Here is a 23,538-nt window from a genome sequence, read left to right on the forward strand (position 1 = left end):
AGACAGTGTCAAAAAAGCATTGTTTTTTATTGAAGGAGGAATATAAAATGAACAATATTACAGTTTATACAACAAATACTTGCCCTTACTGTACAATGGTGAAGAATTTTCTGGATGAGAAAGGGCTGGAGTATATAGAGGTTAATGTGCAGAATGATCAGAGAGAGGCACAAAAATTGGTTGCAACAACCGGACAAATGGGAGTTCCGCAGATCAATGTGAATGGCAAATGGGTCATTGGCTTTGATCCAAATACAATTATGGCGAATGTGAAGCAATAATATAGGAGGCCTGCTCATGGATTGAGCAGGTCTTTTAATATAGTTCGACAAATAAAAGCACCAGCTTAAGCCGATGCTTTTGTCCCAAGCCTCTTAACCGGAAGCTTCCAATTATATGTGTATGATAAAACCCGCAAAGCAGTAATAATGATAAACAAAGTGTATAACTCAAACGGAGCTGAGGCGATTCCGAGTCCGACTGCGAAACCGCAAAGGATAGCCCAGACCGCATAGATTTCAGACCGCAATACAAGCGGTTTTCTCCTTGCCAGAAGGTCACGGATGATGCCCCCGCCGCTTCCTGTCAATACAGCAGCCACAATTACAGCGCTTAAAGGATGATTCATTTCAGTTGCGTATAGTGCTCCTTGGATAGCAAAGGCGGATAATCCGATTGCGTCAGTGAAATTACCCCACTTTTGCCAATGTTTGAGCAGATTGTTAGGGAACAGCATTACTGCTGTGATGGATAAAAGGGCAATCTGAAAAAATAAACCCTGTTCCCAAAGGGCAGAGACAGGAACACCTATTAGCAGGTTTCGGATGGCCCCGCCGCCAAAAGCGGTAACAATACCCAGAATATAAACACCTAAAATATCATATTCTTCTTCCATGGCCACAATTGCTCCGCTCACAGCGAAAGCAACAGTGCCGATCATACTTAAAACTTCCCATGTCATATGCCATTTCTCCTCTTGATGCAAATCTATAAATATATTTTTATTTAAGTTAGTAAAACGTAAATTCTTTCCAAACAATATGATTTTAACACGGGAAATAAGAAATACAACCATTTTTTTATTCATTTATTATGGGCGGTGCAAAAGCCTATGAATAGCGGTAAAAATTAGTATTTGAATATGTTTTTTGTTATGATGTTATCAATTAAAATAAGCATATGAAAGAGGGATGCTGGTTGGAACATAAGCCAGATTATGAAAAAGTCATTCTTGTCGGCTGCCATACTGATGAAGATGACCAGCGGTTTGAATATTCAATGGAAGAATTGGAGTCGCTGACTGAAACGGCAAACGGAAAAGTTTTAGCTTCGATTACTCAAAAAAGGGAACGGGTTCATCCGTCTACATATATAGGAAAAGGGAAAGTGGAGGAACTGGCTGCGCTTCAGGAAGATATGGAAGCAGATATTATCATTTTTAACGATGAGCTTTCACCAAGCCAGGTTCGCAACCTATCTGCAGATTTGGATGCACGGATAATTGACCGCACACAGCTGATTTTAGATATCTTTGCGCAGAGGGCGCGCTCTAAAGAAGGGAAGCTGCAGGTCGAATTGGCACAGCTGCAGTATTTGCTGCCGCGCCTGTCAGGCCAGGGTGTCCAGCTTTCAAGGCTTGGAGGGGGAATCGGCACAAGGGGACCGGGTGAGACCAAGCTTGAATCAGACCGCCGCCATATCCGCCGCCGAATTGATGATATTAAGACCCAGCTTTCTGTCATTGTGCAGCACCGTGACAGATACCGTGAACGAAGGAAGAAAAATAAAGCATTCCAAATAGCGCTTGTCGGCTATACAAATGCAGGGAAATCCACTATTTTTAATAGATTGTCGGAAGCGGATTCCTATGAAGAAAACCAGCTGTTTGCCACACTTGACCCGATGACCCGCAAGCTGATATTGCCAAGCGGATTTATCACACTTGTGACAGATACAGTCGGATTTATTCAGGATTTGCCGACTACGCTCATTGCAGCCTTCCGTTCCACTCTGGAAGAAGTAAAGGAAGCAGATCTTCTTCTTCATGTAGTCGATATGTCCAATCCGGATTATTACCAGCATGAGCAGACAGTCAATAAACTGATAGAAGATTTGGAAAATGATAAAATACCGCAGCTTACGGTATATAATAAGAGAGATTTAAGGCATCCTGATTTTGTCCCGACCGCCAGAACAGAAACGATTCAGATCAGTGCCTTTGATGAAGATGACCGCAATGAACTGAAACGGAAAATCGAGCAGATGATCCTGGGAATGATGAAGCATTACCATGTGGAGGTGCCTTCGACAGAGGGAAAACTGCTGTCACAGCTCAAGAACGAAACCATCCTGAGGGAATTGACTTTCAATGAAGATAAAGAGCTCTATGTTTGCAAGGGCTATTACCTCGAAGACCATCAGATTTCAGGGCCTTTAATGAAATATACCGTATAGTTAGGAGAACATCATGTTTCAACAGTTATCAAAAGGAGAAAAGCTCCAGCCGATTGTAAAAGAAGTGGAGCAGCAAATTTCAGAGGTATTAAAGAGTATTGATGAGCGGATTGATGAGAATCAATTCCGTGTATTAAAGAGCTTTCAAAATTTCAAAGTCAGCGATTCGCATTTCATTCCTTCAACCGGATATGGATACGATGATATCGGCAGGGATACATTGGAGGAAATATATGCTGAAGTTTTCGGCGGGGAAGCAGGATTGGTCCGCTCTCAGATTATATCAGGGACGCATGCCATTTCCATTGCACTCTTTGGCGTATTGCGGCCGGGTGATGAATTGCTGTACATCACCGGAAAACCATATGACACACTGGAAGAAGTTGTTGGAATCCGGGGAACTGGAAACGGTTCGCTGAAAGAGTTCGGGATTGGATACAATAGCATCCCGCTGAATGAAGATGGAAGCATTGATTATCCTGCAGTTGAAAAAGCAATTAAACCGAATACGAAAATGATTGGCATACAGCGTTCTAAGGGATACGCAACAAGACCATCATTCACAATCGAACAAATAGAAGAAATGATTCATTTCGTAAAAGAAATTAAGCCGGATGCGATTGTTTTTGTTGATAATTGCTATGGAGAGTTTGTTGAAGACCGAGAGCCTTGCCATGTTGGGGCAGACTTGATGGCCGGGTCGCTTATTAAGAATCCCGGCGGGGGAATTGCCAAGACAGGCGGTTATATTGTCGGGAAGAAGGAATGGGTCGAAGCTTGTTCCTTCCGTATGACTTCACCGGGAATTGGTGCAGAAGCAGGTGCGTCCCTTTACAGCCTTCAGGAAATGTATCAGGGCTTTTTCCTGGCTCCACATGTTGTCGGTCAGGCTTTGAAAGGGGCTGTTTTTACAGCAGCACTGCTTGAACGGCTTGGAATGAACTCCAATCCAAAGTGGGACAGTAAAAGAACCGATTTAATCCAATCTGTTCAATTTGATGATAAAGAAAAAATGGTGGCTTTTTGCCAGGCGATTCAATTTGCATCTCCTGTTAATTCCCATGTAACTGCCTACCCTGCTTATATGCCAGGATATGAAGACGATGTTATCATGGCAGCGGGTACTTTTATTCAGGGTGCAAGCATTGAACTGACAGCTGATGGCCCCATCAGGCCGCCTTATGTTGCTTATGTTCAAGGCGGGCTGACTTATTCCCATGTGAAAATGGCTGTATGCATCGCGCTGAACCAATTGCTGGAAAAAGGTTTAGTCCAAATAAATTAGGTGAATATTAAGAAGGACAGCTACATAGTTAGTTGTCCTTTTCTGTTTCTTTATTGAGATTTATATGAAAATATGAAAGGCAAAATTTTTTTGAAAAAATCATGTTATAAAAGCTAACATATTGTTGACAGATAATCTGACATTACATATAATAAACTCAAGAAGTAATTGAAAAGGGGGAGAAATAGTTGACTGGAAGCGAAATTCGACGTTCCATGCCGCTTTTCCCAATTGGTACTGTCATGCAGCTGACTGACCTGACCGCCAGGCAGATTCGCTACTATGAAGAGCACCAATTAATTTCTCCAGCTAGAACTGACGGAAATAGAAGGCTTTTTTCCTTAAACGACATCGATGTCCTTCTGGAAATTAAAGATTTGATTGATCAAGGCGTGAACATGGCTGGGATCAAGCAGCTATTTTTCGTAAAAGAACAGCAAGCGATAACTGAAAACATGAATAAGCAAGCAGAAAAAGCGAGACGCGATCTATCAGATGAAGAAATCCGGAAACTCCTTCGCAAGGAAATAGTGCAGGCGGGCCGATTTAATCGTTCATCATTGCGTCAGGGCAACATGCACCGTTTTTTTCATTAAAAAAAGCCGTTTTTAAGCTCGTTGATATTGTCTTGGATTTCTGAGCGCACATTAACAGAGCAAAAAATAAATCACTCATGTAAATTTAAGGGAGGAACTACCAGTGGCAAAGTTTACTAAAGAAGATATTAAGCGAATTGCAGAAGAGGAAAATGTAAAATTCGTCCGTTTACAGTTTACGGATATTCTTGGAACTATCAAGAACGTGGAAATTCCGATCAGCCAGCTTGAAAAAGCCCTTGATAACAAAATGATGTTTGATGGATCTTCAATCGAAGGCTTTGTACGTATTGAAGAATCAGATATGAACCTTTATCCTGACCTTGATACCTGGGTGGTATTCCCTTGGACAGCTGAAAAAGGGAAAGTTGCACGCCTTATCTGTGATATCTACAATCCGGATGGAACTCCATTCCTCGGTGATCCCCGCAGCAACTTAAGACGAATCTTACAAGAAATGGAAGAGTTGGGATACTCTGATTTCAACTTAGGACCTGAGCCGGAATTCTTCTTATTCAAGCTTGACCAGGCTGGTGAGCCGACTCTTGAATTGAACGATAATGGCGGATACTTCGACCTTGCGCCAACTGATCTTGGAGAAAACTGCCGCCGCGATATCGTGCTTGAGCTTGAAGAAATGGGCTTTGAAATTGAAGCATCCCACCATGAGGTTGCACCTGGACAGCATGAAATCGACTTCAAATATGCAGATGCATTAACAGCTTGTGACCAAATCCAGACGTTCAAGCTTGTTGTTAAAACAATTGCCCGCAAGCACGGCCTGCACGCGACATTCATGCCAAAACCGCTGTTCGGTGTTAACGGATCAGGTATGCACTGTAACGTTTCCTTATTCAAGGATGGCAAAAATGCATTCTTCAACGAAACTGGTGATCTTCAATTAAGTGAAGATGCACGTCACTTTATCGCAGGCATCATCAACCATGCGACAGCATTTACTGCAGTAACAAATCCAATCGTTAACTCTTATAAGCGTTTGGTGCCTGGTTATGAAGCACCTTGCTATGTTGCATGGTCTGCTCAAAACCGTTCACCGCTTATCCGTATTCCGGCTTCCCGCGGTGTAAGTACACGTGTTGAAGTAAGAAGTGTAGACCCTGCTGCAAACCCATACCTTGCAATGGCTGTACTTCTAAAAGCTGGACTTGACGGAATCAAGAACAAATTGACTCCTCCGGCACCAGTAGACCGCAACATCTATGTAATGAACAAGCAGGAACGTGAAGAAGAAGGCATCAAGGATCTTCCGGCTACATTGGCTGCTGCACTTGATGAGCTTAAGAAAGATGAAGTCATCGTGTCCGCTCTTGGCGAACATATCTTTGAACACTTCATTGAAGCGAAGGAAATTGAGTGGGATATGTTCCGTACGCAAGTGCATCCATGGGAGCGCGAGCAGTACTTGAGCATGTATTAAAAAGTAAACCCCTTGACACCATTGGTGTTGAGGGGTTTTTATTTTCGGGCAAAAACTGTAATGTGGCTTTAGTTTTTGCTTTGCCCTAAAAATGCCCGATTTTAAAGCAAAAAATTAATTCAAGGACATTTTTCATGTTTTCCTCGAATATACTCATTCTTTTAGTTTCAATCTTTTTACTAATATGCGAATAGACATCTGCAGTTATTTGAATACTTCCATGAACCAATCTCTCTGGGATGTATTTCATGTCTGCCCCTGCTTCTAACTGGAGAACCACATGAGTGTGTCTTAATGAGTGAATTGGTAAAGAGGGGAGATCACAGTTCTTTAGGATCCTAAAAAATGATTTAAATAAGGCCAATAAAGCCAAACAGAAAAGGCCGTTGGGCAAATCTCTTGCCCGCCGTCGCAAAGAAGGGTGCCAGGGATTGGAGAAATATTTTCGTTAAAGCATTATTCCTCCAATACTGGATGAGTGATACAAATAAATACAATGAAAGTGCTAAGCGTAAGAAGATTCAACTGGTTGTTCACCATATCAAGGAGCTTGAGCATCATCAAGAGTTAGTACTTGATGAAAATAACCTAGAGAGTGTTGTTTGTGTCGTTTGCCATAACATAGAACATGGCCGAGACTTCAGGAATATAAGAAGCCAAACAAATGGCAGCATGATGAAAAGTGGTGGTATCGATTTATTTAATTATGTGAACAAATAGTATTAAATGGTTTCGATGAAAGGTGACTTAAATGAATCTTGAAAGATGGATTATATTGGGGATATTAATACTAAGTATCATGTGTCTCAAGATACTAGTACCGAGAGAAAAGGTTAGAGATACGTGGGTTATCTTTTTTTTTCTACAAGTCATTACATGGCCAGCCGGTTTAATAGCAGTAGAAATGGGTTGGATTGAATATCCGATTCAATTGTATCCTAAGGCAAATTTATATAATAGGACTAGTTTTTCCTTTGAGTTCTTCTTATTCCCGGTAGTCGCCATTATTTTTAGTTTGTATTTTCCAAGGAATAAAAAATGGTTTGGCTCACTATTGTATTATGTTTTCTTTGCTGGATTTTTTACCTTCTTAGAGGTTGTATTAGAATCAAATACTGAACTGGTTGAGTATCATAAATGGAAATGGTATTGGACACTGGTAACAGTAATGATTTCTCTCTATATAAACGATAAATTTTATCGATGGTTTTCTAAAAGATTAATTTTGGTGGAGTTAAAATGAACAGAGAAGTTCTTATTTTAATATGTTCGTGGATTTTATCATTGTACTTGCTGTTTAGATATATTCCAATCGAAAGTAAAAGGTTAGCGTGGATAACCTTTATATTTGTTCAAGCAATAACATGGATACATGAATATATACAATTAGTATTTGGATTGGTTGAGTTTCCGTATAGAGAATTTAATAAAGCAACAAATATGAGCTTTTCATTACATTATATAGTTTATCCTGCAATTGCCGTGTTTTTTATACTTTTTTATCCAAATGAAAAAGGGACAAGAAGAACATTTTTGTACTACTTACTATTTTCAATGGGGATAACAACTTATTCTTATCTTCTCGAAAAATTTAGTTCATTGTATCACTATATTCACTGGAACTGGTTCATTGGTTTAATTACCAACGTGATTATTCTTTATCTTGTAAAGATATATATATTTTGGTTTAAAAAAGGTCTGGTGTAACCAGTTGTAATATCTAGGCTCCCCCAGGTCAAGAAATTTGGACTTTTTTTCAAAATGGGACACTGGGGAGATGGAACCTATTTTCCAGATTTATGAGCAATCATTAAATTTCTGGAGAAACATGTTTTAAGTCATGACGATTTTTTATCTCTGTATGTTCTTCCGTCAGAGTAATAATACCAAACTTGTATAAAAGTAAACCTCTTGACACCATTGATGTTAAGGGGTCTTTTTTTTGGACAAAAAAGATTTAGTTTTAGTTCTTGGCCGTCGTTGTAAAAAAGTTTTTCAGGACCATCCAGTTAAGGCTTAGAGAAATATTGTTGTTTAGTTCTGTTTTTTGACGAATATTAAAACAAGGCAGCGGGTGTTAATTGATAAAAAAGAATTATGAGTCAGGTAAATTGCAATAGACCGGCGGGCATAGGGATGAAAAAGATTAACATAATGAATATGGATATGACTAGTAATGTGACTAAACAGTATTGAGTCCAGCGTTTTCCGTTTTCTAATGATTTTCCATAAAGCCAAAGACCGGGCATGACAGTAATCATGCCAACTTGAGCTGCTATTCAATGCCAAAATAGATTTATATCAGCCGGTATAAAGCCAGAAACAATATTACCTAAAGCTAAGATAAGAATGAAAATTGTCGCTAGCCGGTTTAATCTTGTCTTCTCAAGGTTTTGTGAAAGGTGCAAAATACCAAATGAAAAGGTTAATCTGTTAATAATAAACAATACATTCATCCAGAAATGGTAAGGAGAACAAATCTCATGAGGTGCAATTGAATAGGTGTATTCCCCGCAAGAAGTAACGCCAAGTTCGCTCATTGCAAATGTTCTAAAAAACTGTACGGAGCTGTAGAAGTCAAAATGAAGATTGGTTCCATTAAAAAATACAAGCAAGTAGCAAACCAATATAAAATACCGAGCCATTTTGATATGCTCAGACGACTCACCCTTTACAAAAGTGTTATACATGAATTATAAATCCAAAAAATGTTAAGAGGGATAGTCTTGGAGACTATATTTGAATAGGGCTAGAGGTTGATACAGGTGATATTGAAATTATTTTTAATAAACACAAGATAGAATTAGTTAATTACGTGATAAAGGGACCGAATAAGAATAAAAGATATAAAATTTGAAATATTAAGGATTAGACGCGAAGCAAGGAATGTAAAAGGTGGGTGAATCATGACATTCCAGGAAGGATTAATTCAACTTGATAAGGCGAATAAGATTATTACAGAAGCAAATAAATTGATTACCGAGGTGAATTTAAACACTTTCTTATTTACTTTAAGTTGGTGGGTAGCCTTAGCTATGTTACTTGTTCCTTGGGTTTTGTGGGCAATTTTTCGGAAAAAGGAGAGTTCAGCCCGGCTGTTATTTGCCGCTTTTATAACGATGATAATCTCTACAACCATTGATGGATTAGGTGTTGACTTTGGAAAATGGTCCTATCCCATTAAGGTTATTCCAATACCAACGATCAGCTACTCATTTCGATACGGAACTGTTCCAGTGGCTATAATGTTATTAATTCAATTTAAACCAAATATGAATGCGATAGTTAAGGCTGTATTATTCGGTGGGTTTGGTGCTTATGTAGGAATGCCTATTATGGCAATGCTGCACTTGTATAAAAGAATCGACTGGGCCTATACTTATTCCTTTTTTATATTAGTTTCACTTTATTTAATTGCCCATTGGTTCAGCAGAAGGAGCAGTTTTGAAAAAATAGTCGAAAAATAAAAAAGGCAGGATTTCTCCCAGCAGGTGGTGTGTTTTTTCACGTATGCGAGTGCATTCTTGGGAGGGCGGGCAGTACATGTTCTCGTACTAAGAAAATTTGAAATTCCCTGGCCACTTTAGCCGGGGAGTATTTTTAAAAAGGCAAATACAAAAACCCCGTTTACAGATGAACGAGGTTTTAACTAATTCGTATTTCTCTGCATCTCTCTATTCTTTATGTCTGATCTTTAAGAAATCGAGACATGTCAGCAGTGCATCTCCTCCAAACCCTGCAATCACCGCCAGGAGAACTACCTTTAAGGCAGAGTCAGGATCTGAAGATACGACCAAAAAAACAGCCGCTAAAGCCCCCATGATTACTTCTTCAAAGACCCCCAGATAGATGAACTTTTTTGTTCTTCTGGGTTTGACCATTTTGCCTTCTTTCCGAATATGTCCAACGACACCAACCAGCCCACCAATCAACAAAGCGAAGGTAATGTTCAAAAACATTTTTTCTTCACACTCCTAAAGTCGAGATTTTGGACAAGCGACCTTAGGTTGATTCTCGGTGTATTACCATTATATAGAAAGTGGCTATAAATTAATATGCATAAAAATACCGAATTTTCAGAACAATAAAATAGTCATACTTGACTGTAACTTTATGCCAAAAGAAAAAGTATCCGTTACTTTCGTATGATTTCGCTAATAGCATCAGGTAATAGGAACTGATAACCTTCTTAAAATTGGAAAAAATAAAAAGCAGGCAGAGGCTGCTTGCTTTTTATCACTCTATTAATGCATATGGCGGTATACACCTATAACCTTGCCAAGGATGGAAACATTTCGAAGGATGATAGGTTCCATTGTAGAGTTTTCCGGCTGAAGACGGATAAAGTCTTTTTCTTTAAAGAATCTCTTGACAGTTGCTTCGTCTTCCTCTGTCATGGCAACCACGATATCTCCATTATTGGCAGTGCTCTGCTGTTTGACGATGACATAGTCGCCATCAAGGATTCCGGCTTCAATCATACTTTCTCCCATGATTTCAAGCATGAATACATGCTCGTCAGCTGGTGCCATTCTTTCTGGAAGAGGGAAGTATTCTTCGACATTTTCAATGGCCGTTATCGGCTGCCCTGCAGTTACTTTACCGACGATCGGAACATTAACTGCACTGACTTTAGGAATGTGAGAAGACTCGTCCAGGTCTAAAATTTCAATGGCGCGCGGTTTAGTAGGATCTCTGCGGATCAGCCCTTTGCTTTCAAGTCTGGCGAGATGGCCGTGAACTGTTGAGCTTGAAGCAAGGCCGACTGCTTCCCCGATTTCCCTTACAGAAGGCGGATAACCCCTCAATTTAACTTCTTCTTTTATAAACTCTAATATATCTTGCTGCCTTTTTGATAATTTCACCATCTTTACGCACCTCGTATGTTTTTGTTGTCTCAATTATAGCACCAATTACCATATGATACAAACATAAGTTCGAATTTTTATTGACACAAAACAAATGTTCGGTCTATAATAAAATCATCAAATGCGAACATATATTCTTTTTAGAGGTGGTATATCATGTTTAAAAAATTGTGGAAATCATATTCTTATGCTATTATTCTCTTCGTTTTAAGCCTGGCAGCATCGTTTATTATGCTCGTGCAAATAGAAACACCCGATACGGAAAAGTTTGTGAAAGTCACTGTTGCAGAAGGCGACTCTTTATGGAAAATTGCTGAGAATTTTTCGGCTGAACATTCGCTGTCTACAGATCAATTTATTAATTGGGTGGAACAAAATAATGAGATTGCGTCTGGAAGGATTTTTCCGGGCGATGAAATTGTAATTCCAGTAAAAGCTCTGGATGACGAGCCTTATAAAGAGCTTGCCAGTTCAGACCTTTATGAATAAGGAGAAGTTATGAAAGCTATTATTTACTGCAGGGTTAGTACAACAAAAGATACTCAGGAAACGTCCCTTTCAAGGCAGGAAGAAGAGCTGGTGATTCTGGCGAAAAAGCATAATTTTGAAGTGGTCAAGGTGATTCGCGAACAGGCCAGCGGATACGATCTTGAAAGAGACGGTATATTGGAGCTTTTAGACTTAATTAAAGAAAAGGATATCAAGGTTGTCCTCATTCAGGATGAAACCAGGCTTGGGCGGGGCAATGCAAAGATTGCAATACTCCATTGCATTTTAAAAGAAGAAGTCCAGCTATACAGCATTTCGAATAACGGCCAGCTCGAACTTTCGGAATCAGATTCGATGGTGCTGAACATTGTTGGAATGGTAGAGGAGTATCAGAGAAAGCTTCATAACATCAAAATCAGACGCGGCATGCAGCGGGCTATTGATAAAGGTTACCGGCCCGAGAAGAACTTAAGCAATCAGGGAGCAAATGGAGGCAGGGAAAGAATAGAGGTGCCGATAGAGGAAATTGTCAGGCTAAGGAAAAACGAATTAACATTTGCAGAGATTGCTGCAACGCTTAGGGGTTTTGGCTATAATATCTCAAAAGCAACTGTCCATAGAAGGTATAAAGAACATATTGAATTACTTCCTGAATAGAGCACTTTTCTTGTCAAAAGTGTTCTTTTTTAGTATGATGGCAGTTGAGTTTCAGTATTGTTCTATATTTGAAGCTATTGTATAATAAGAACTTCTATTTAGAATATTCAAAGGTAAACTTTTGATATAAAGGAGCTTTAATATGCTGCCAAAACAAAAACTTGCCCGAATTAATGCACTGGCAAAGAAGGCAAAGGAATCCGGATTAACAGAAGCAGAAGCGAAAGAGCAGACTTCTCTCCGCAAAGAGTATTTGGAGACTTTTCGCTCTGGCATGTTAAACACGCTTAAAGGTGTTACAATTGTTGACCCGAAAGGAAACGACGTTACTCCTAAAAAGCTGAAAGAATTCCAAAATAAAAACCGCCTTCACTAATATTATAAATGCAAGGGATACACAATGCTGTATTCCTTCTTTTAATAGAATGCGGAGAAGACTTTACGGATTTATTGCCGGATATCTCCGCTTTTTTACATATGCCGGGTCTATTTGTGTCAATATAGTAACAAACCGGCTTTTTTTGTCCTTTTCTGACCCTATTGGTTGTGAAAAAAAGGGACACCCGATAATATAAAAAGAGTAAAGAATTACTACTCGAAAGGATGTATTGAATGTTTAATCACACAGATGAACTATCCATCAGTTCCATTCGTACTTTATCAATCGACGCCATTGAAAAGGCGAATTCCGGCCATCCGGGCATGCCGATGGGTGCAGCGCCAATGGCTTATACACTTTGGACACGCTTCATGAACCATAACCCGAAAAATCCAGAATGGTTCAACCGTGACCGGTTCGTCCTTTCTGCAGGACATGGCTCTATGCTTCTATACAGCCTTCTTCATCTTTCCGGCTATGATGTTTCCATGAATGACATTAAAGAGTTCAGACAGTGGGGAAGCAAGACGCCTGGCCACCCTGAATACGGCCATACTCCAGGTGTTGATGCAACAACAGGCCCATTAGGTCAAGGTATTGCAATGGCTGTTGGTATGGCAATGGCAGAGCGCCACCTGGCTGCAACATACAACAAAGACAACTTCAATGTGGTTGATCACTATACATACAGCATCTGCGGTGACGGAGACCTTATGGAAGGCGTTTCGGCTGAAGCTGCTTCCCTTGCTGGCCACTTAAAGCTTGGAAGACTGGTTGTTCTATATGATTCAAATGATATCTCACTTGATGGTGACCTTGATAAATCTTTTTCTGAAAGTGTTGAACAGCGCTTCAAGTCATACGGCTGGCAGTATATCCGCGTAGAAGACGGCAATGATCTTCACGAAATCGCAAAAGCAATTGAAGAGGCGAAGCAGGATGAAAACCGGCCAACAATGATTGAAGTCAAAACAGTCATTGGCTACGGTTCTCCAAACAAATCAGGCAAATCTGATGTTCATGGTGCTCCGCTAGGTGCTGACGAATTGAAATTAACGAAAGAAGCCTATAAGTGGACTTTCGATGAAGATTTCCATGTTCCACAGGAAGTATATGATCACTTCAAGCAGCAGGTTGTGGAAAGCGGCTCTAAAAAGCAGCAGGAATGGGAAGACCTTTTTGCACAATACAAAGAAGCACATCCTGAGTTAGGAAAACAGCTGGAGCAGGCAATCAATGGCGAGCTTTCTGAAGGCTGGGATAAAGCCATCCCTGTTTATGAAGAAGGAAAGAGCCTTGCTAGCCGTGCTTCTTCCGGAGAAGTGCTAAATGCAATCGCACAAAACCTTCCTTCATTCTTTGGCGGATCTGCCGACCTTGCAGGCTCCAACAAAACAATGATCAAAGGTACAGGAGACTTTACGGCTGAGTCATTTGACGGCCGCAACATCTGGTTCGGTGTACGTGAATTTGCAATGGGTGCTGCATTGAATGGTATGGCTCTTCACGGCGGATTAAAAGTATTCGGCGGAACATTCTTCGTGTTCTCTGATTACCTGCGCCCGGCAATCCGTCTGGCTGCACTTATGAATCTGCCTGTTACGTATGTTTTCACACATGACAGTATCGCTGTCGGTGAAGACGGTCCTACACATGAGCCTGTAGAACAGCTTGCTGCATTGCGTGCAATGCCAAACCTTTCTGTTGTCCGCCCTGCTGACGGAAACGAAACAGCAGCTGCATGGAAAACAGCAATCGAATCAACAAACAAGCCAACTGCACTAGTATTGACCCGCCAAAACCTTCCTACATTAAAAGGAACGGATTCAGCAGCATACGAAGGCGTACAAAAAGGTGCTTATGTTGTTTCACCAGCTTCCAACAGCAGCGCGGATGTATTATTGCTTGCTGCAGGATCTGAGGTAAGCCTGGCTGTTGAAGCACAAAAAGCGCTTGAAGGCGAAGGCATCCATGCATCTGTTGTAAGCATGCCTGCTTGGGACCGCTTCGAGGCTCAATCAAAAGAGTACAAAGAAAGCGTAATTCCTAAGACAGTCAAGAAGCGTCTTGCCATTGAAATGGGATCTTCACTTGGATGGCACCGTTATGCAGGAGACGAAGGCGATGTTCTTGCAATCGATACCTTCGGCGCATCTGCTCCAGGTGAGAAGATTATGGAAGAATACGGATTCACAGTTGAAAACGTTGTAGCACGCGTAAAAGCATTGCTGCAGGGATAATATTAACTGACGAGGGAGAGCTGAGAGGCTCTTCCTTTTTTGTGTGATGTGTTAAAAAAAAGGATTACATTTCAGTAAAACCGGGAAATTGACATAGTAAATATTTTGATCAGCTAATTTAGCAGCTCTTCCACCAAGAATCCTCATAATCAACTGAATTCTTCGTTTTCGACAAAATTAGTGAAATTTTTTAACATCTTCAGACACATTCCTTATTTTTGGTTGCTTATAATTGAAAGAAATGGATTGTCCCGGAAGGAGGGGCCAGATGAGAGCTTATCAATTGTATTTAATAGAAGATGAATTTGCGTCCCATTATTTTGGCAGAGAGCGAATGTTTTTTCAGTTGTTTGAAGAGTATGAGTGTTCATCAGGTGAAATGAAGTCTATTCTATCGAAGCAAATTGATTTTGTGACTAAGCCAATCCCGGGTTTGAAAGTGCATCAATATATCCATCAGCAGCTGCAGCGAAAAAAAGACTTTATTATAGAAAAAAGTGCATACTATATAGAGATGAGCAAAAGAAGCAGGGCGAAGCTTGAAGTATTTGAACGGAGCCTGGTTTTAGAAGCAGCTGGCAGCTATGAGGCAGAGACGGTATTTTTCGAAGTGCTGCGAAAAAGCGAGTCTTCCTTCCTGGCTGTTGACCTCCAGCATAAGCGCTATGGGTGGCTAAAACCGATAAAAGAGAGAAAATTCGTCTAAAATAAGAGAAAAAACAAAGCAAATATTGTATAATAACCTTTGGTCTAGTACACTGTATGATAGACAACATGAAGGAGGAAGTTAGTATGGGTATGTACATTCTAGTTGGTGTACTGGCGCTTCTTGCCGGTGTAGCACTAGGATTTTTCATTGCTCGAAAATATATGATGAGCTACCTGGAGAAAAATCCGCCAATTAATGAACAAATGCTTAAAATGATGATGATGCAAATGGGCATGAAGCCATCTCAGAAGAAGATCAACCAAATGATGAATGCCATGAACAAGCAGACTGGCAAATAATCAGGGACAAGCATCCCATCGGAAACCACTTTTCTGTTACAATACAAGGAAGGTGGTTTTTTTATATCCAAAATGAAACCTTCTTTTATACTGACCGTATATATACTATGACAAATCATGAAAGGAACGAGCAAATGAAAAAAGTAATACTAATAGGGCTCCTTACCGTTTCTATGTTATTAAATGGCTGTTCCGTTCTGGGTGAAGTGAATAATTCCATTGACTATGTTAATGAAGCGACTGAGCATATCAATACATTAAGCGACTTTGCTGAAGAGGCGCCGCAAATGATTCAGGAGGCGGCAGCGGATCCGGCATTAAAGCAGGAACTTGAAGACAGATTGACGACGCTTAAGCAGGAAGTTGAAGAATTTATCGCCCTTCAGGATATCCCGAAGCTGGCAGAAGATGTTCATCAGGAGCTGGTGACACAGAATGAAGCGCTTCTGGCTGAAATAAATAAAGTATTGGAGAACGGCAACCTTGCGCTGGATCAGCTGGAGAACTCAGAGCTGTTCACTACCATTCATGAAGCAACAAGCCTGATAAACCGAATAGAAGCATTAGGACAATAAAGCATCCAAATGAATGGGTGCTTTTTTCTTTTCGAGAAAAAATCTTCCTTATTTTCTCAATATTTGTTAAACTATTTAAGCTATTATGTTTCGAATTTCGGAGGATGGGGTATGAAGGTTTTTTGGGATTTGATGTGGTTTTTTAAGAAGGAGAAAAAGGCTTATGTAAACGGGATTATTCTGCTGTTATTTGTGGCAATGCTTCAGCTGGTGCCGCCAAAGGTGGTCGGCATTGTGGTCGACTCGATTAAAAATGGCGAGCTGACTTCAAAGGCATTATTAATGTGGATAGGACTTCTTGCTGTTACAGCCCTCATGATGTATGTGCTCCGCTATTATTGGCGCATTATGATTTTCGGATCAGCCGTTAAGCTGTCCAAACTCCTGCGCAACAGGCTTTATCAGCATTTTACGAATATGTCACAGTCCTTCTACCAGAAAAAGCGAGTGGGGGACTTGATGGCCCATGCGACAAATGATCTGCAGGCAATTCAGCAGACGGCAGGAGCGGGGGTCCTCACATTTGTCGATTCACTGGCGACAGGCGGTTTCGTTATCATCGCCATGGCGACAACAATCAGCTGGAAGCTTACACTAATCAGTCTGATTCCGATGCCGTTCATGGCACTCTTAACGAGCTGGTATGGAACACTGCTTCATAGACGGTTCCACAAAGCACAGGAGGCTTTTTCTTCACTGAATGACAAAACTCAGGAAAGTGTTTCAGGAATTAAAGTGATTAAAACATTCGGACAGGAAAAAGAAGATATTGAAGATTTCCGCAGGCAGTCTGAAGATGTAGTGCAAAAAAACATTTCTGTTGCACGTGTTGATTCTTTGTTTGATCCGACGATCAGCATTATTGTAGGAATCTCTTTCTTCCTATCTATTGCTTTTGGGTCCAGATATGTTATTGCAGGAGAGCTGACCATCGGGCAGCTGGTTTCATTTACTGCCTATCTGGGTCTCCTGATTTGGCCAATGCTCGCATTTGGCTGGCTGTTCAACATTGTCGAGAGAGGCCGCGCCTCCTATGATCGAGTCTCTGTGCTTCTTGCAGAAGAAATCGATATTAAGGATGATGAGACTGGCATCAATGAAGTTCCGAGCGGTGATATTGAGTACAAGATTGAGGAGTTCGCCTATCCGGGTGAACAGGAAGCGCTGCTTAAGGATATTCATTTTAGGCTGGAAAGAGGAGAGACTCTCGGCATAGCAGGTAAAACGGGTGCTGGCAAAACCACACTTCTGAAGCTTTTGATCCGTGAGTTTGAAGGCTATGAAGGGGAAATTCTTTTTGCAGGACATACTATCAACCGCTATAAAATCGAAAAGCTGAGGGAAGCGATTGGCTATGTCCCGCAGGAGCACTTTCTGTTCTCTGCCACTGTTGCTGAAAATATAGCTTTCACGAGGCCGGATGCAGATCTTGAAGATATTTATGCAGCAGCGAAACTGGCCAATATCCATGAGGATATTCTAGAATTCACAGATGGCTATAAAACCGTTGTGGGTGAAAGAGGGGTCTCGCTTTCCGGAGGGCAGAAGCAGCGTATTTCCATTGCACGAGCCCTTCTGATGAAACCGGAAGTATTGATTTTGGATGACTCACTTTCCGCCGTTGATGCGAAAACAGAGGAAGCTATCCTTACTTCATTGCGTGGTGAGCGGGCAGGCAAGACAACGATCATAACCGCTCACAGGCTGAGCGCCATTCAGCATGCGAATCTCATATTGGTGCTGGATGAAGGGAAAATTGTTCAGCGGGGTTCACATGATGAACTGATGGCTGAAGAAGGCTGGTATAAGAATATGTATCTGCGCCAGCAGCTGGAAGAGCTTGTGGAGCATGGGGGATAAGCCGATGGAAAAGACACCGATTATGAAAGGGAAAGAGCAGCGGAAGGTCCTTTTCCGGCTGCTTTCCTATACAAAACCGCATAAGAAAACAATCATACTTGCCTTCAGTTTGCTTCTGCTAACGACGATTGGAGACATATTGGGGCCGATTCTTGTCAAAATTTTTATCGATGATTATTTAACACCAAGGAACCTGGTTTTCGAGCCGTTATTTGCTCTTGGTGCAGCATATCTGGGCATTCAGATCATGAATGTGCTGGTATCCTATTTTCAGCTGCTGAAATTTCAGGAAATTGCGCTTAAAATCATTCAGCAGCTGCGTGTGGATGTCTTTTCAAAAGTTCAGTCACTGGGCTTGAAATACTTTGATAAAACGCCTGCCGGAAGTATTGTATCAAGAGTTACCAATGATACAGAAGCTATTAAGGATATGTTTGTCAGTGTCCTGGTTACCTTTATTCAGGGTGCCTTCCTGCTGACAGGGATCTTTGTGGCGATGTTTATCCTGAATGTGAAGCTGGCACTATTTTGCCTGGTGATTCTCCCGATTCTTTTTATGATCATTCATACGTACCGTAAATACAGTTCGGTATTTTATAAGGACTTAAGGGAAAGGCTGAGCCAGCTGAATGCTAAGCTGAGTGAATCACTGCAGGGAATGTCCATCATCCAGGTATTCAGGCAGGAAAAAGGCTGCGGAAGGAATTTGGCGATATCAATGAGCAGCACTATCAAGCAGGTATGCGCAATATCAAAATGGATGGGCTGCTGTTAAGGCCTGCCATCGACCTTGTGTATGTACTGGCACTTATTATTGTATTGAGCTTCTTTGGCATTTCTTCCTTTAACAATCCGATCGAAATCGGTGTGCTGTATGCCTTTGTCAGCTATCTTGACCGTTTTTTTGAGCCTGTGAATCAGATCATGATGAGGCTTTCCATGTATCAGCAGGCAATCATTGCCGCTTCAAGAGCGTTTGCGCTGCTGGACGAGAAGGAACTTGCTCCTGAACAGGAGGATAACCTGTCTGCTGGAATTAAGGAAGGAGAGATTGAGTTTAGGAACCTCAGCTTCTCCTATGACGGCAAACGGGATGTATTGAAAAATATTTCTTTTACAGCCAAACAGGGTGAAACCGTTGCCCTTGTTGGCCATACCGGCAGCGGCAAGAGCTCAATCATTAATTTAATGATGCGATTCTATGAATATGAGCGCGGCGGTATTTTCATTGACGGAAAAAGCATTAAGTCTTATCCAGCGGAAGAATTGCGCGCGAAAATGGGACTCGTCCTTCAGGATCCTTTCCTATTTTACGGGACGATTAAGGATAACATCAGACTTCATAATGAGAAAATGACAGATAAAGAGATCAAAGCTGCGGCTCAGTTTGTTCAGGCCCACACATTCATAGATAAGCTGGAAGACGGATATGAGCATGCGGTGGTAGAGCGCGGATCGACTTTTTCGAGCGGGCAAAGACAGCTTATTGCCTTTGCAAGAACGATTGCTGCCAATCCGAAAATTCTTGTGCTGGATGAAGCAACAGCCAACATTGATACAGAAACAGAGGAAGCGATTCAAACTGCACTGGAGAAAATGCGGAAGGGCCGCACGACGATTGCGATTGCTCATCGATTGTCTACGATACAGGATGCAGAATTGATTCTCGTTCTTCATCAGGGGGAAATAGTAGAAAGAGGAACGCATCAGGAATTACTTGCCAAGCGCGGTTTGTATCATAAAATGTATCTGCTGCAGAATGGGTCCGCTGAGAAAGTGGAGGATGCAGTAGGCTAATAGAAAAGACGTGTGAATGGCCACACGTCTTTTCGTCTCTTAAAAGGAGTAGGATTCTCCATCTTCAGGCACTAATAATTGATCGGAAAAGTCTTTGTCTTTACTGTAGCTTTTTAACTCTTCCTTTGATAGTGTCCAATGGTTGACGGCCTCCATATGGACTGAAATAATCTTAGCATCCGGGGCAGCCTTGGAAACTTCATAGATATCCTCTTTCCCCATAACTAGCGAGCCGCCTTCAAGAAACTGGTTATCTCCGCCATTTACAACAATGACTTCAGGATTGTGTGTTTCAATGACTTCCTGAACAGCATCATACCAAACTGTATCTCCAGCTACATAAAGTGTTTTTTCACTGTGATGTTTGAAGACAACTCCGCAAACAAGACCGGCCAGTTTTAAAATTTCGCCCCTGCCATGTTCGCCCTTTGTTTTGATTAGTTGGATATCTTCAAAAACATTATCTTCATGGAGCACTTCAATATTATTAAAACCAGCATTTCTCACTTCAGCAGCATCTTCTTCATTTTGCACAAACATTTTAATGTTTTTTGGCAATGCTTCTTTGGCTGCATCATCAAAGTGGTCTAAATGCAGGTGGGTAACAATCACTGCATCCACATTATGAATAATTTCATCAATGGAAACCGGAAGCTCTGTTAAAGGATTGTTTTGATCTTGTCTCAATGAATTTGGAAAAGGCGGGTAAGTTCCTTTTTCTGCTAAAAAGGGATCAATTAAAATCTTTTTGCCTGCATATTGGACAACTAGTGTAGCGTTGCGGATTTGCTGTATATTCATATAAATGTACTCCTTTTCTTTGATTTAGGTTTAGTTTATACTAAGACCCATTGGTACTTACATAGATAAAATCAAGTCTTTTTGCCGTTTAACTTGAAAAGTGAAAGGAGTTGAAAAAATGCTGGATCACACGGATTGGCGTATTTTGGAGGAACTCTCCAAAAACAGCCGGATCACCATGAAGGAGCTGGGGGAGAAAGTCCATTTAACTGGCCAGGCAGCCGCATCAAGATTGGCAAAATTAGAAGATCAGGGCGTAATTGAGGGATACACAATCAAAGTGAACCAGGAGAAATTAGGGTATTCCATCCATGCTTTTATTACGGTTATTACTCAAAGTATGAATCATCAGCCGTATCTGACCTTCGTAAAAACACAGCAGGAAATCATACATAATTATAAAATCAGCGGGGATGGCTGTTACATACTTGAATGCAAATTCCAGTCTAATGAACGGTTAGATCAATTTTTAACAGACTTGAATAAGCATGCAAATTATAAATTATCGATTGTTATTAATAAATAACTGCTTAGATTCAGAGGGATAAATGTAAGAAACAGCCTGCATAGGTTGCATGGCTGTTTCTTAATGTGTCTGCACTTTTTTTATAAAGGTTCGGTTATATTCATTTAATAGGGCATCCAGCTCCTGGCTGTACCGGATTGCTGCGGCAGAGCTTAAGCCGCTTTTCATGGCCACTTGAATTAACTCTGTTCTTTTCTGTTCAATCAATGTAAGCAGTTCCTGTTTACACATGGCCAATAGTTCCTCTCTGATTATTTCTTATATGTAGGCTTTACTCTGCCAATTCTATTCCATGTCAAAAGATGAAAGATAATAACAGAATTTGTTAAGTCCTATACTAGTATATCGAATAATGGTAATTAATTCAAAAGAAACTTGTTTTAAACTTTAGTAACATTTACATTAAAAATACATGTTTTATGTTGAAATCTAATATGAATTAATATAATAGCCGGTGGTTTATTCAGAAATGTGTGAAATATTCGGGGACACAAAATGTTCACATTCTATCCATTATCTTTTCTATATGGGATTTGTTAGAATGAAATGGGAATGAATGAGTATCAGGAGTTGTGACTATGACAGATTTGAATGTATTTATTGCCTTAGGGGCAGGGTTTTTAAGCTTCATTTCTCCTTGCTGCCTGCCGTTATATCCAGCATTCTTATCGTATATTACAGGAATGTCTGTAGGGGAGATAAAAGAAGAGAATGCGATGCTGCAAAGACGGAGCATGCTGCACACGTTATTCTTCCTTCTTGGATTTTCGGCTATTTTTATTGCTATTGGGTTTGGCACTACTTTCATAGGCCGTTTCTTTACTGAATATCAAGACCTCATCCGCCAGCTGGGAGCTATATTTATCTTCTTCTTTGGATTGCTGGTAGTGGGAGTCATCAAGCCGGAATTCTTAATGAAAGAAAGGCGGTTCGAGTTTAAAAACCGTCCTGCCGGATTGCTTGGTTCGGTACTAATCGGGATGGCGTTTGCTGCCGGCTGGACCCCATGTACAGGACCAATTCTGGGAGCTGTGATTTCACTCGCAGCTTCTAATCCAAGCTCAGCAATGGTTTATATGATTGCCTATATTCTTGGTTTCGGAATCCCATTCTTCGTGCTTTCTTTCTTTGTTGGCAAGCTGCAATGGATCAGACGAAACAGTGCCAAGATTATGAAAATCGGCGGCGTATTGATGATGATCATGGGTGTTGTCTTATTCTTTGACTGGATGACAAAAATCATTGCGATTCTTTCACCGCTATTTGGCGGATTTACAGGTTTCTAAAAGCAGGAGCACATTCAAATTGGGAATGTGCTCTTTTTTTGTTATATGTAAAAAGGGCTATGTGACGTGGTCGAAATTTGTCATATTCTTTCAATTGAAATTTATCTGATACTTCGATATATTGAAATATGTGTTCTTTGGGCGTGGAAAAATGTGTCTCTCTTAAGGAATTTTGTTCGATTAGATGTTTAATAATTGTTTTTATGGGTATTTTTTACTATGAATGTAGTATAATAGAGATATAGCTTCCAATGCACTACAAGGGGGAAACAGTGGTGGCGAGAATTTTAATAGTAGACGATGCAAAGTTTATGAGGGTTACCCTTGGCAGCATTTTAAAAAAAGCCGACCATGAAATTGTGGGCGAAGGGGAAAACGGTAAAGAAGCCGTGCACCTATTTGAAAATCTGAAGCCTGATCTGGTAATGATGGATATCACAATGCCTGAAATGAGCGGGCTTGAGGCTGTCAGGGAAATTAAGAGGGAAAACCCTAATGCAAAAGTAATCATGTGTTCAGCCATGGGCCAGCAGAAGGTAGTGGTTGAATCCATTGAAGCTGGCGCGAAAGATTTTATCATAAAACCATTTGATGAAGGCCGTGTATTAGAAGCTGTGAATCGGGTATTAAGCTAAGAGCTGACTCAGGGTACCCTGGACATACGGATGTGTCCGGGTATCAGCTGGAGTGGCTTTTTTTATTGAACTTTTATCCTTCTGAGTACCTAAATCAAGCCTATTAAGATATAATATGGTTAGTAATCAAATGAAATAGAGGATGAAATCGAATGGACTTTGTATTAATTTCATCAATCGGTGCCGTTTTTATGGCGATCTTCGTAATGTTCATCCGCATGAAGGCCGCAAAAAAGCCGGCTTCCGCCAAGAAAATCATCTTGCCGCCGATTTTTATGAGCACAGGTGCTCTTATGTTTGTCGTTCCTTATTTTCGCGTTACCCCAATGGAGATCCTGGAAGCAGCCGCAGTTGGAATGCTTTTTTCCATCCTTTTAATTAAAACATCCTCCTTTGAAGTCAGAGACAGCGATATTTATCTGAAACGTTCCAAAGCATTCGCTTTTATATTGATAGGCTTGCTTATAATCCGGATTATTGGAAAAATGGTCCTTAGCTCAACGATTGACTATGGCCAGCTGAGCGGCATGTTCTGGATTCTCGCATTTTCAATGATCGTGCCGTGGAGGATAGCGATGTATATGAATTATCGGAAGCTTCATCAGGAGCTGCATGAATCGGGGAATCCGAAAACAACTTGATAG

General features: G+C 40.8%; 25 protein-coding genes and 4 pseudogenes. 22 read left to right on the top strand and 7 right to left on the bottom strand.

The features are described 5' to 3' along the window. Positions 1–47 precede the first annotated feature (47 nt). Complete coding sequence (locus ACXAD1_RS08315; protein WP_206836628.1) at positions 48–281, top strand: glutaredoxin family protein; 234 nt, start codon at positions 48–50, stop codon at positions 279–281. Positions 282–346: 65 nt separating this feature from the next. Here ACXAD1_RS08315 and ACXAD1_RS08320 read toward each other — a convergent pair whose 3' ends face one another. Beyond that, positions 347–961 carry a trimeric intracellular cation channel family protein gene (locus ACXAD1_RS08320; RefSeq protein WP_206836631.1) on the bottom strand — a complete coding sequence of 205 codons (615 nt, stop codon included), beginning with the start codon at positions 959–961 and terminating at the stop codon, positions 347–349. A gap of 218 nt (positions 962–1,179) precedes the next feature. Here ACXAD1_RS08320 and hflX point away from each other — a divergent pair, with 218 nt between their 5' ends. The 4 genes from hflX to glnA all read left to right on the top strand — a co-directional run bounded on the left by hflX (position 1,180) and on the right by glnA (position 5,773). Continuing rightward, entirely contained in the window at positions 1,180–2,454 is a 1,275-nt protein-coding gene (gene hflX, locus ACXAD1_RS08325; RefSeq protein WP_370222711.1) for a GTPase HflX, read from the top strand. A gap of 13 nt (positions 2,455–2,467) precedes the next feature. Further along, positions 2,468–3,739, top strand: a complete 1,272-nt coding sequence (locus ACXAD1_RS08330) for a methionine gamma-lyase family protein (RefSeq protein WP_474909805.1) — start codon at positions 2,468–2,470, stop codon at positions 3,737–3,739. A 188-nt stretch (positions 3,740–3,927) separates the two neighbouring features. Then, the gene (locus ACXAD1_RS08335; protein ID WP_035330681.1) at positions 3,928–4,335 is read left to right on the top strand and encodes a MerR family transcriptional regulator; all 408 of its coding nucleotides are present in this window, start codon (positions 3,928–3,930) and stop codon (positions 4,333–4,335) included. Positions 4,336–4,438: 103 nt separating this feature from the next. Then, positions 4,439–5,773, top strand: coding sequence for a type I glutamate--ammonia ligase (gene glnA, locus ACXAD1_RS08340; RefSeq protein ID WP_035330680.1), 1,335 nt, complete (start codon positions 4,439–4,441; stop codon positions 5,771–5,773). Between the two features lie 85 nt (positions 5,774–5,858). On the opposite strand, the pseudogene ACXAD1_RS08345 reads toward glnA, so the two are convergent. Then, positions 5,859–6,134, bottom strand: a pseudogene (locus ACXAD1_RS08345) (site-specific integrase); the annotation flags it as partial. Positions 6,135–6,247: 113 nt separating this feature from the next. Here ACXAD1_RS08345 and ACXAD1_RS08350 point away from each other — a divergent pair. The 3 genes and pseudogenes from ACXAD1_RS08350 to ACXAD1_RS08360 all read left to right on the top strand — a co-directional run bounded on the left by ACXAD1_RS08350 (position 6,248) and on the right by ACXAD1_RS08360 (position 7,480). Continuing rightward, positions 6,248–6,477, top strand: a pseudogene (locus ACXAD1_RS08350) (HNH endonuclease). A gap of 47 nt (positions 6,478–6,524) precedes the next feature. After that, entirely contained in the window at positions 6,525–7,016 is a 492-nt protein-coding gene (locus ACXAD1_RS08355; RefSeq protein WP_474909806.1) for a CBO0543 family protein, read from the top strand. Continuing rightward, entirely contained in the window at positions 7,013–7,480 is a 468-nt protein-coding gene (locus ACXAD1_RS08360; RefSeq protein ID WP_206836643.1) for a CBO0543 family protein, read from the top strand. Before ACXAD1_RS08355 ends, ACXAD1_RS08360 begins: the two co-directional genes overlap by 4 nt. A gap of 395 nt (positions 7,481–7,875) precedes the next feature. On the opposite strand, the pseudogene ACXAD1_RS08365 reads toward ACXAD1_RS08360, so the two are convergent. Next, a pseudogene (locus tag ACXAD1_RS08365) lies at positions 7,876–8,372 on the bottom strand (DUF998 domain-containing protein). 307 nt (positions 8,373–8,679) lie between these two features. Here ACXAD1_RS08365 and ACXAD1_RS08370 point away from each other — a divergent pair. Further along, entirely contained in the window at positions 8,680–9,240 is a 561-nt protein-coding gene (locus ACXAD1_RS08370) for a CBO0543 family protein (RefSeq protein ID WP_474909807.1), read from the top strand. Positions 9,241–9,447: 207 nt separating this feature from the next. Here the strand turns inward: ACXAD1_RS08370 and ACXAD1_RS08375 are convergent, their stop codons facing one another. Together ACXAD1_RS08375 and lexA are read right to left on the bottom strand one after the other, a co-directional pair. Further along, complete coding sequence (locus ACXAD1_RS08375; protein ID WP_009330566.1) at positions 9,448–9,732, bottom strand: DUF4257 domain-containing protein; 285 nt, start codon at positions 9,730–9,732, stop codon at positions 9,448–9,450. Between the two features lie 285 nt (positions 9,733–10,017). Beyond that, positions 10,018–10,641: a transcriptional repressor LexA gene (lexA, locus tag ACXAD1_RS08380; protein WP_053436273.1), complete on the bottom strand. Its 624-nt coding sequence runs from the start codon at positions 10,639–10,641 to the stop codon at positions 10,018–10,020. Between the two features lie 156 nt (positions 10,642–10,797). Between lexA and yneA the strand changes: the two genes are divergently transcribed. The 9 genes and pseudogenes from yneA (at position 10,798) to ACXAD1_RS08425 (ending at position 19,646) form a co-directional block, all read left to right on the top strand. Beyond that, on the top strand, positions 10,798–11,130 hold the full coding sequence (gene yneA / locus ACXAD1_RS08385) for a cell division suppressor protein YneA (protein WP_206836649.1): 333 nt from the start codon (positions 10,798–10,800) through the stop codon (positions 11,128–11,130). 9 nt (positions 11,131–11,139) lie between these two features. After that, positions 11,140–11,787, top strand: coding sequence for a YneB family resolvase-like protein (locus ACXAD1_RS08390; RefSeq protein ID WP_206836652.1), 648 nt, complete (start codon positions 11,140–11,142; stop codon positions 11,785–11,787). 142 nt (positions 11,788–11,929) lie between these two features. Then, on the top strand, positions 11,930–12,163 hold the full coding sequence (locus ACXAD1_RS08395; protein WP_206836655.1) for a DUF896 domain-containing protein: 234 nt from the start codon (positions 11,930–11,932) through the stop codon (positions 12,161–12,163). Between the two features lie 236 nt (positions 12,164–12,399). Beyond that, positions 12,400–14,406 carry a transketolase gene (gene tkt / locus ACXAD1_RS08400; protein ID WP_370222714.1) on the top strand — a complete coding sequence of 669 codons (2,007 nt, stop codon included), beginning with the start codon at positions 12,400–12,402 and terminating at the stop codon, positions 14,404–14,406. A gap of 268 nt (positions 14,407–14,674) precedes the next feature. Then, positions 14,675–15,112 carry a sporulation inhibitor of replication protein SirA gene (sirA, locus tag ACXAD1_RS08405; protein ID WP_035330668.1) on the top strand — a complete coding sequence of 146 codons (438 nt, stop codon included), beginning with the start codon at positions 14,675–14,677 and terminating at the stop codon, positions 15,110–15,112. Between the two features lie 86 nt (positions 15,113–15,198). Then, positions 15,199–15,414, top strand: coding sequence for a YneF family protein (locus ACXAD1_RS08410; protein ID WP_009330559.1), 216 nt, complete (start codon positions 15,199–15,201; stop codon positions 15,412–15,414). Positions 15,415–15,548: 134 nt separating this feature from the next. Further along, a complete protein-coding gene (locus ACXAD1_RS08415; RefSeq protein WP_370222715.1) occupies positions 15,549–15,989 on the top strand; it encodes a DUF6376 family protein in 441 nt (146 codons plus the stop codon). Between the two features lie 111 nt (positions 15,990–16,100). Then, positions 16,101–17,849 (top strand): ABC transporter transmembrane domain-containing protein, encoded by a 1,749-nt coding sequence (locus tag ACXAD1_RS08420; RefSeq protein WP_474909808.1) that lies wholly within the window; start codon positions 16,101–16,103, stop codon positions 17,847–17,849. 4 nt (positions 17,850–17,853) lie between these two features. Beyond that, positions 17,854–19,646, top strand: a pseudogene (locus ACXAD1_RS08425) (ABC transporter ATP-binding protein). 39 nt (positions 19,647–19,685) lie between these two features. On the opposite strand, the gene ACXAD1_RS08430 reads toward ACXAD1_RS08425, so the two are convergent. Beyond that, the gene (locus tag ACXAD1_RS08430) at positions 19,686–20,447 is read right to left on the bottom strand and encodes an MBL fold metallo-hydrolase (protein WP_474909809.1); all 762 of its coding nucleotides are present in this window, start codon (positions 20,445–20,447) and stop codon (positions 19,686–19,688) included. Between the two features lie 118 nt (positions 20,448–20,565). On the opposite strand from ACXAD1_RS08430, the gene ACXAD1_RS08435 reads away from it, so the two are divergent. Further along, complete coding sequence (locus ACXAD1_RS08435) at positions 20,566–20,973, top strand: Lrp/AsnC family transcriptional regulator (RefSeq protein ID WP_370222718.1); 408 nt, start codon at positions 20,566–20,568, stop codon at positions 20,971–20,973. A gap of 60 nt (positions 20,974–21,033) precedes the next feature. Here the strand turns inward: ACXAD1_RS08435 and ACXAD1_RS08440 are convergent, their stop codons facing one another. Beyond that, positions 21,034–21,204 carry an aspartyl-phosphate phosphatase Spo0E family protein gene (locus tag ACXAD1_RS08440; protein ID WP_009330553.1) on the bottom strand — a complete coding sequence of 57 codons (171 nt, stop codon included), beginning with the start codon at positions 21,202–21,204 and terminating at the stop codon, positions 21,034–21,036. Positions 21,205–21,551: 347 nt separating this feature from the next. Between ACXAD1_RS08440 and ACXAD1_RS08445 the strand changes: the two genes are divergently transcribed. From ACXAD1_RS08445 to ACXAD1_RS08455, 3 genes are all read left to right on the top strand, one after another. Then, on the top strand, positions 21,552–22,259 hold the full coding sequence (locus ACXAD1_RS08445) for a cytochrome c biogenesis CcdA family protein (protein WP_071156551.1): 708 nt from the start codon (positions 21,552–21,554) through the stop codon (positions 22,257–22,259). A gap of 275 nt (positions 22,260–22,534) precedes the next feature. Next, complete coding sequence (locus ACXAD1_RS08450; RefSeq protein ID WP_206836678.1) at positions 22,535–22,894, top strand: response regulator; 360 nt, start codon at positions 22,535–22,537, stop codon at positions 22,892–22,894. A gap of 152 nt (positions 22,895–23,046) precedes the next feature. Then, positions 23,047–23,535, top strand: coding sequence for a CcdC family protein (locus ACXAD1_RS08455; protein WP_206836681.1), 489 nt, complete (start codon positions 23,047–23,049; stop codon positions 23,533–23,535). Positions 23,536–23,538 lie beyond the last annotated feature (3 nt).

Source organism: Cytobacillus sp. ABV4_503, from assembly GCF_056158445.1.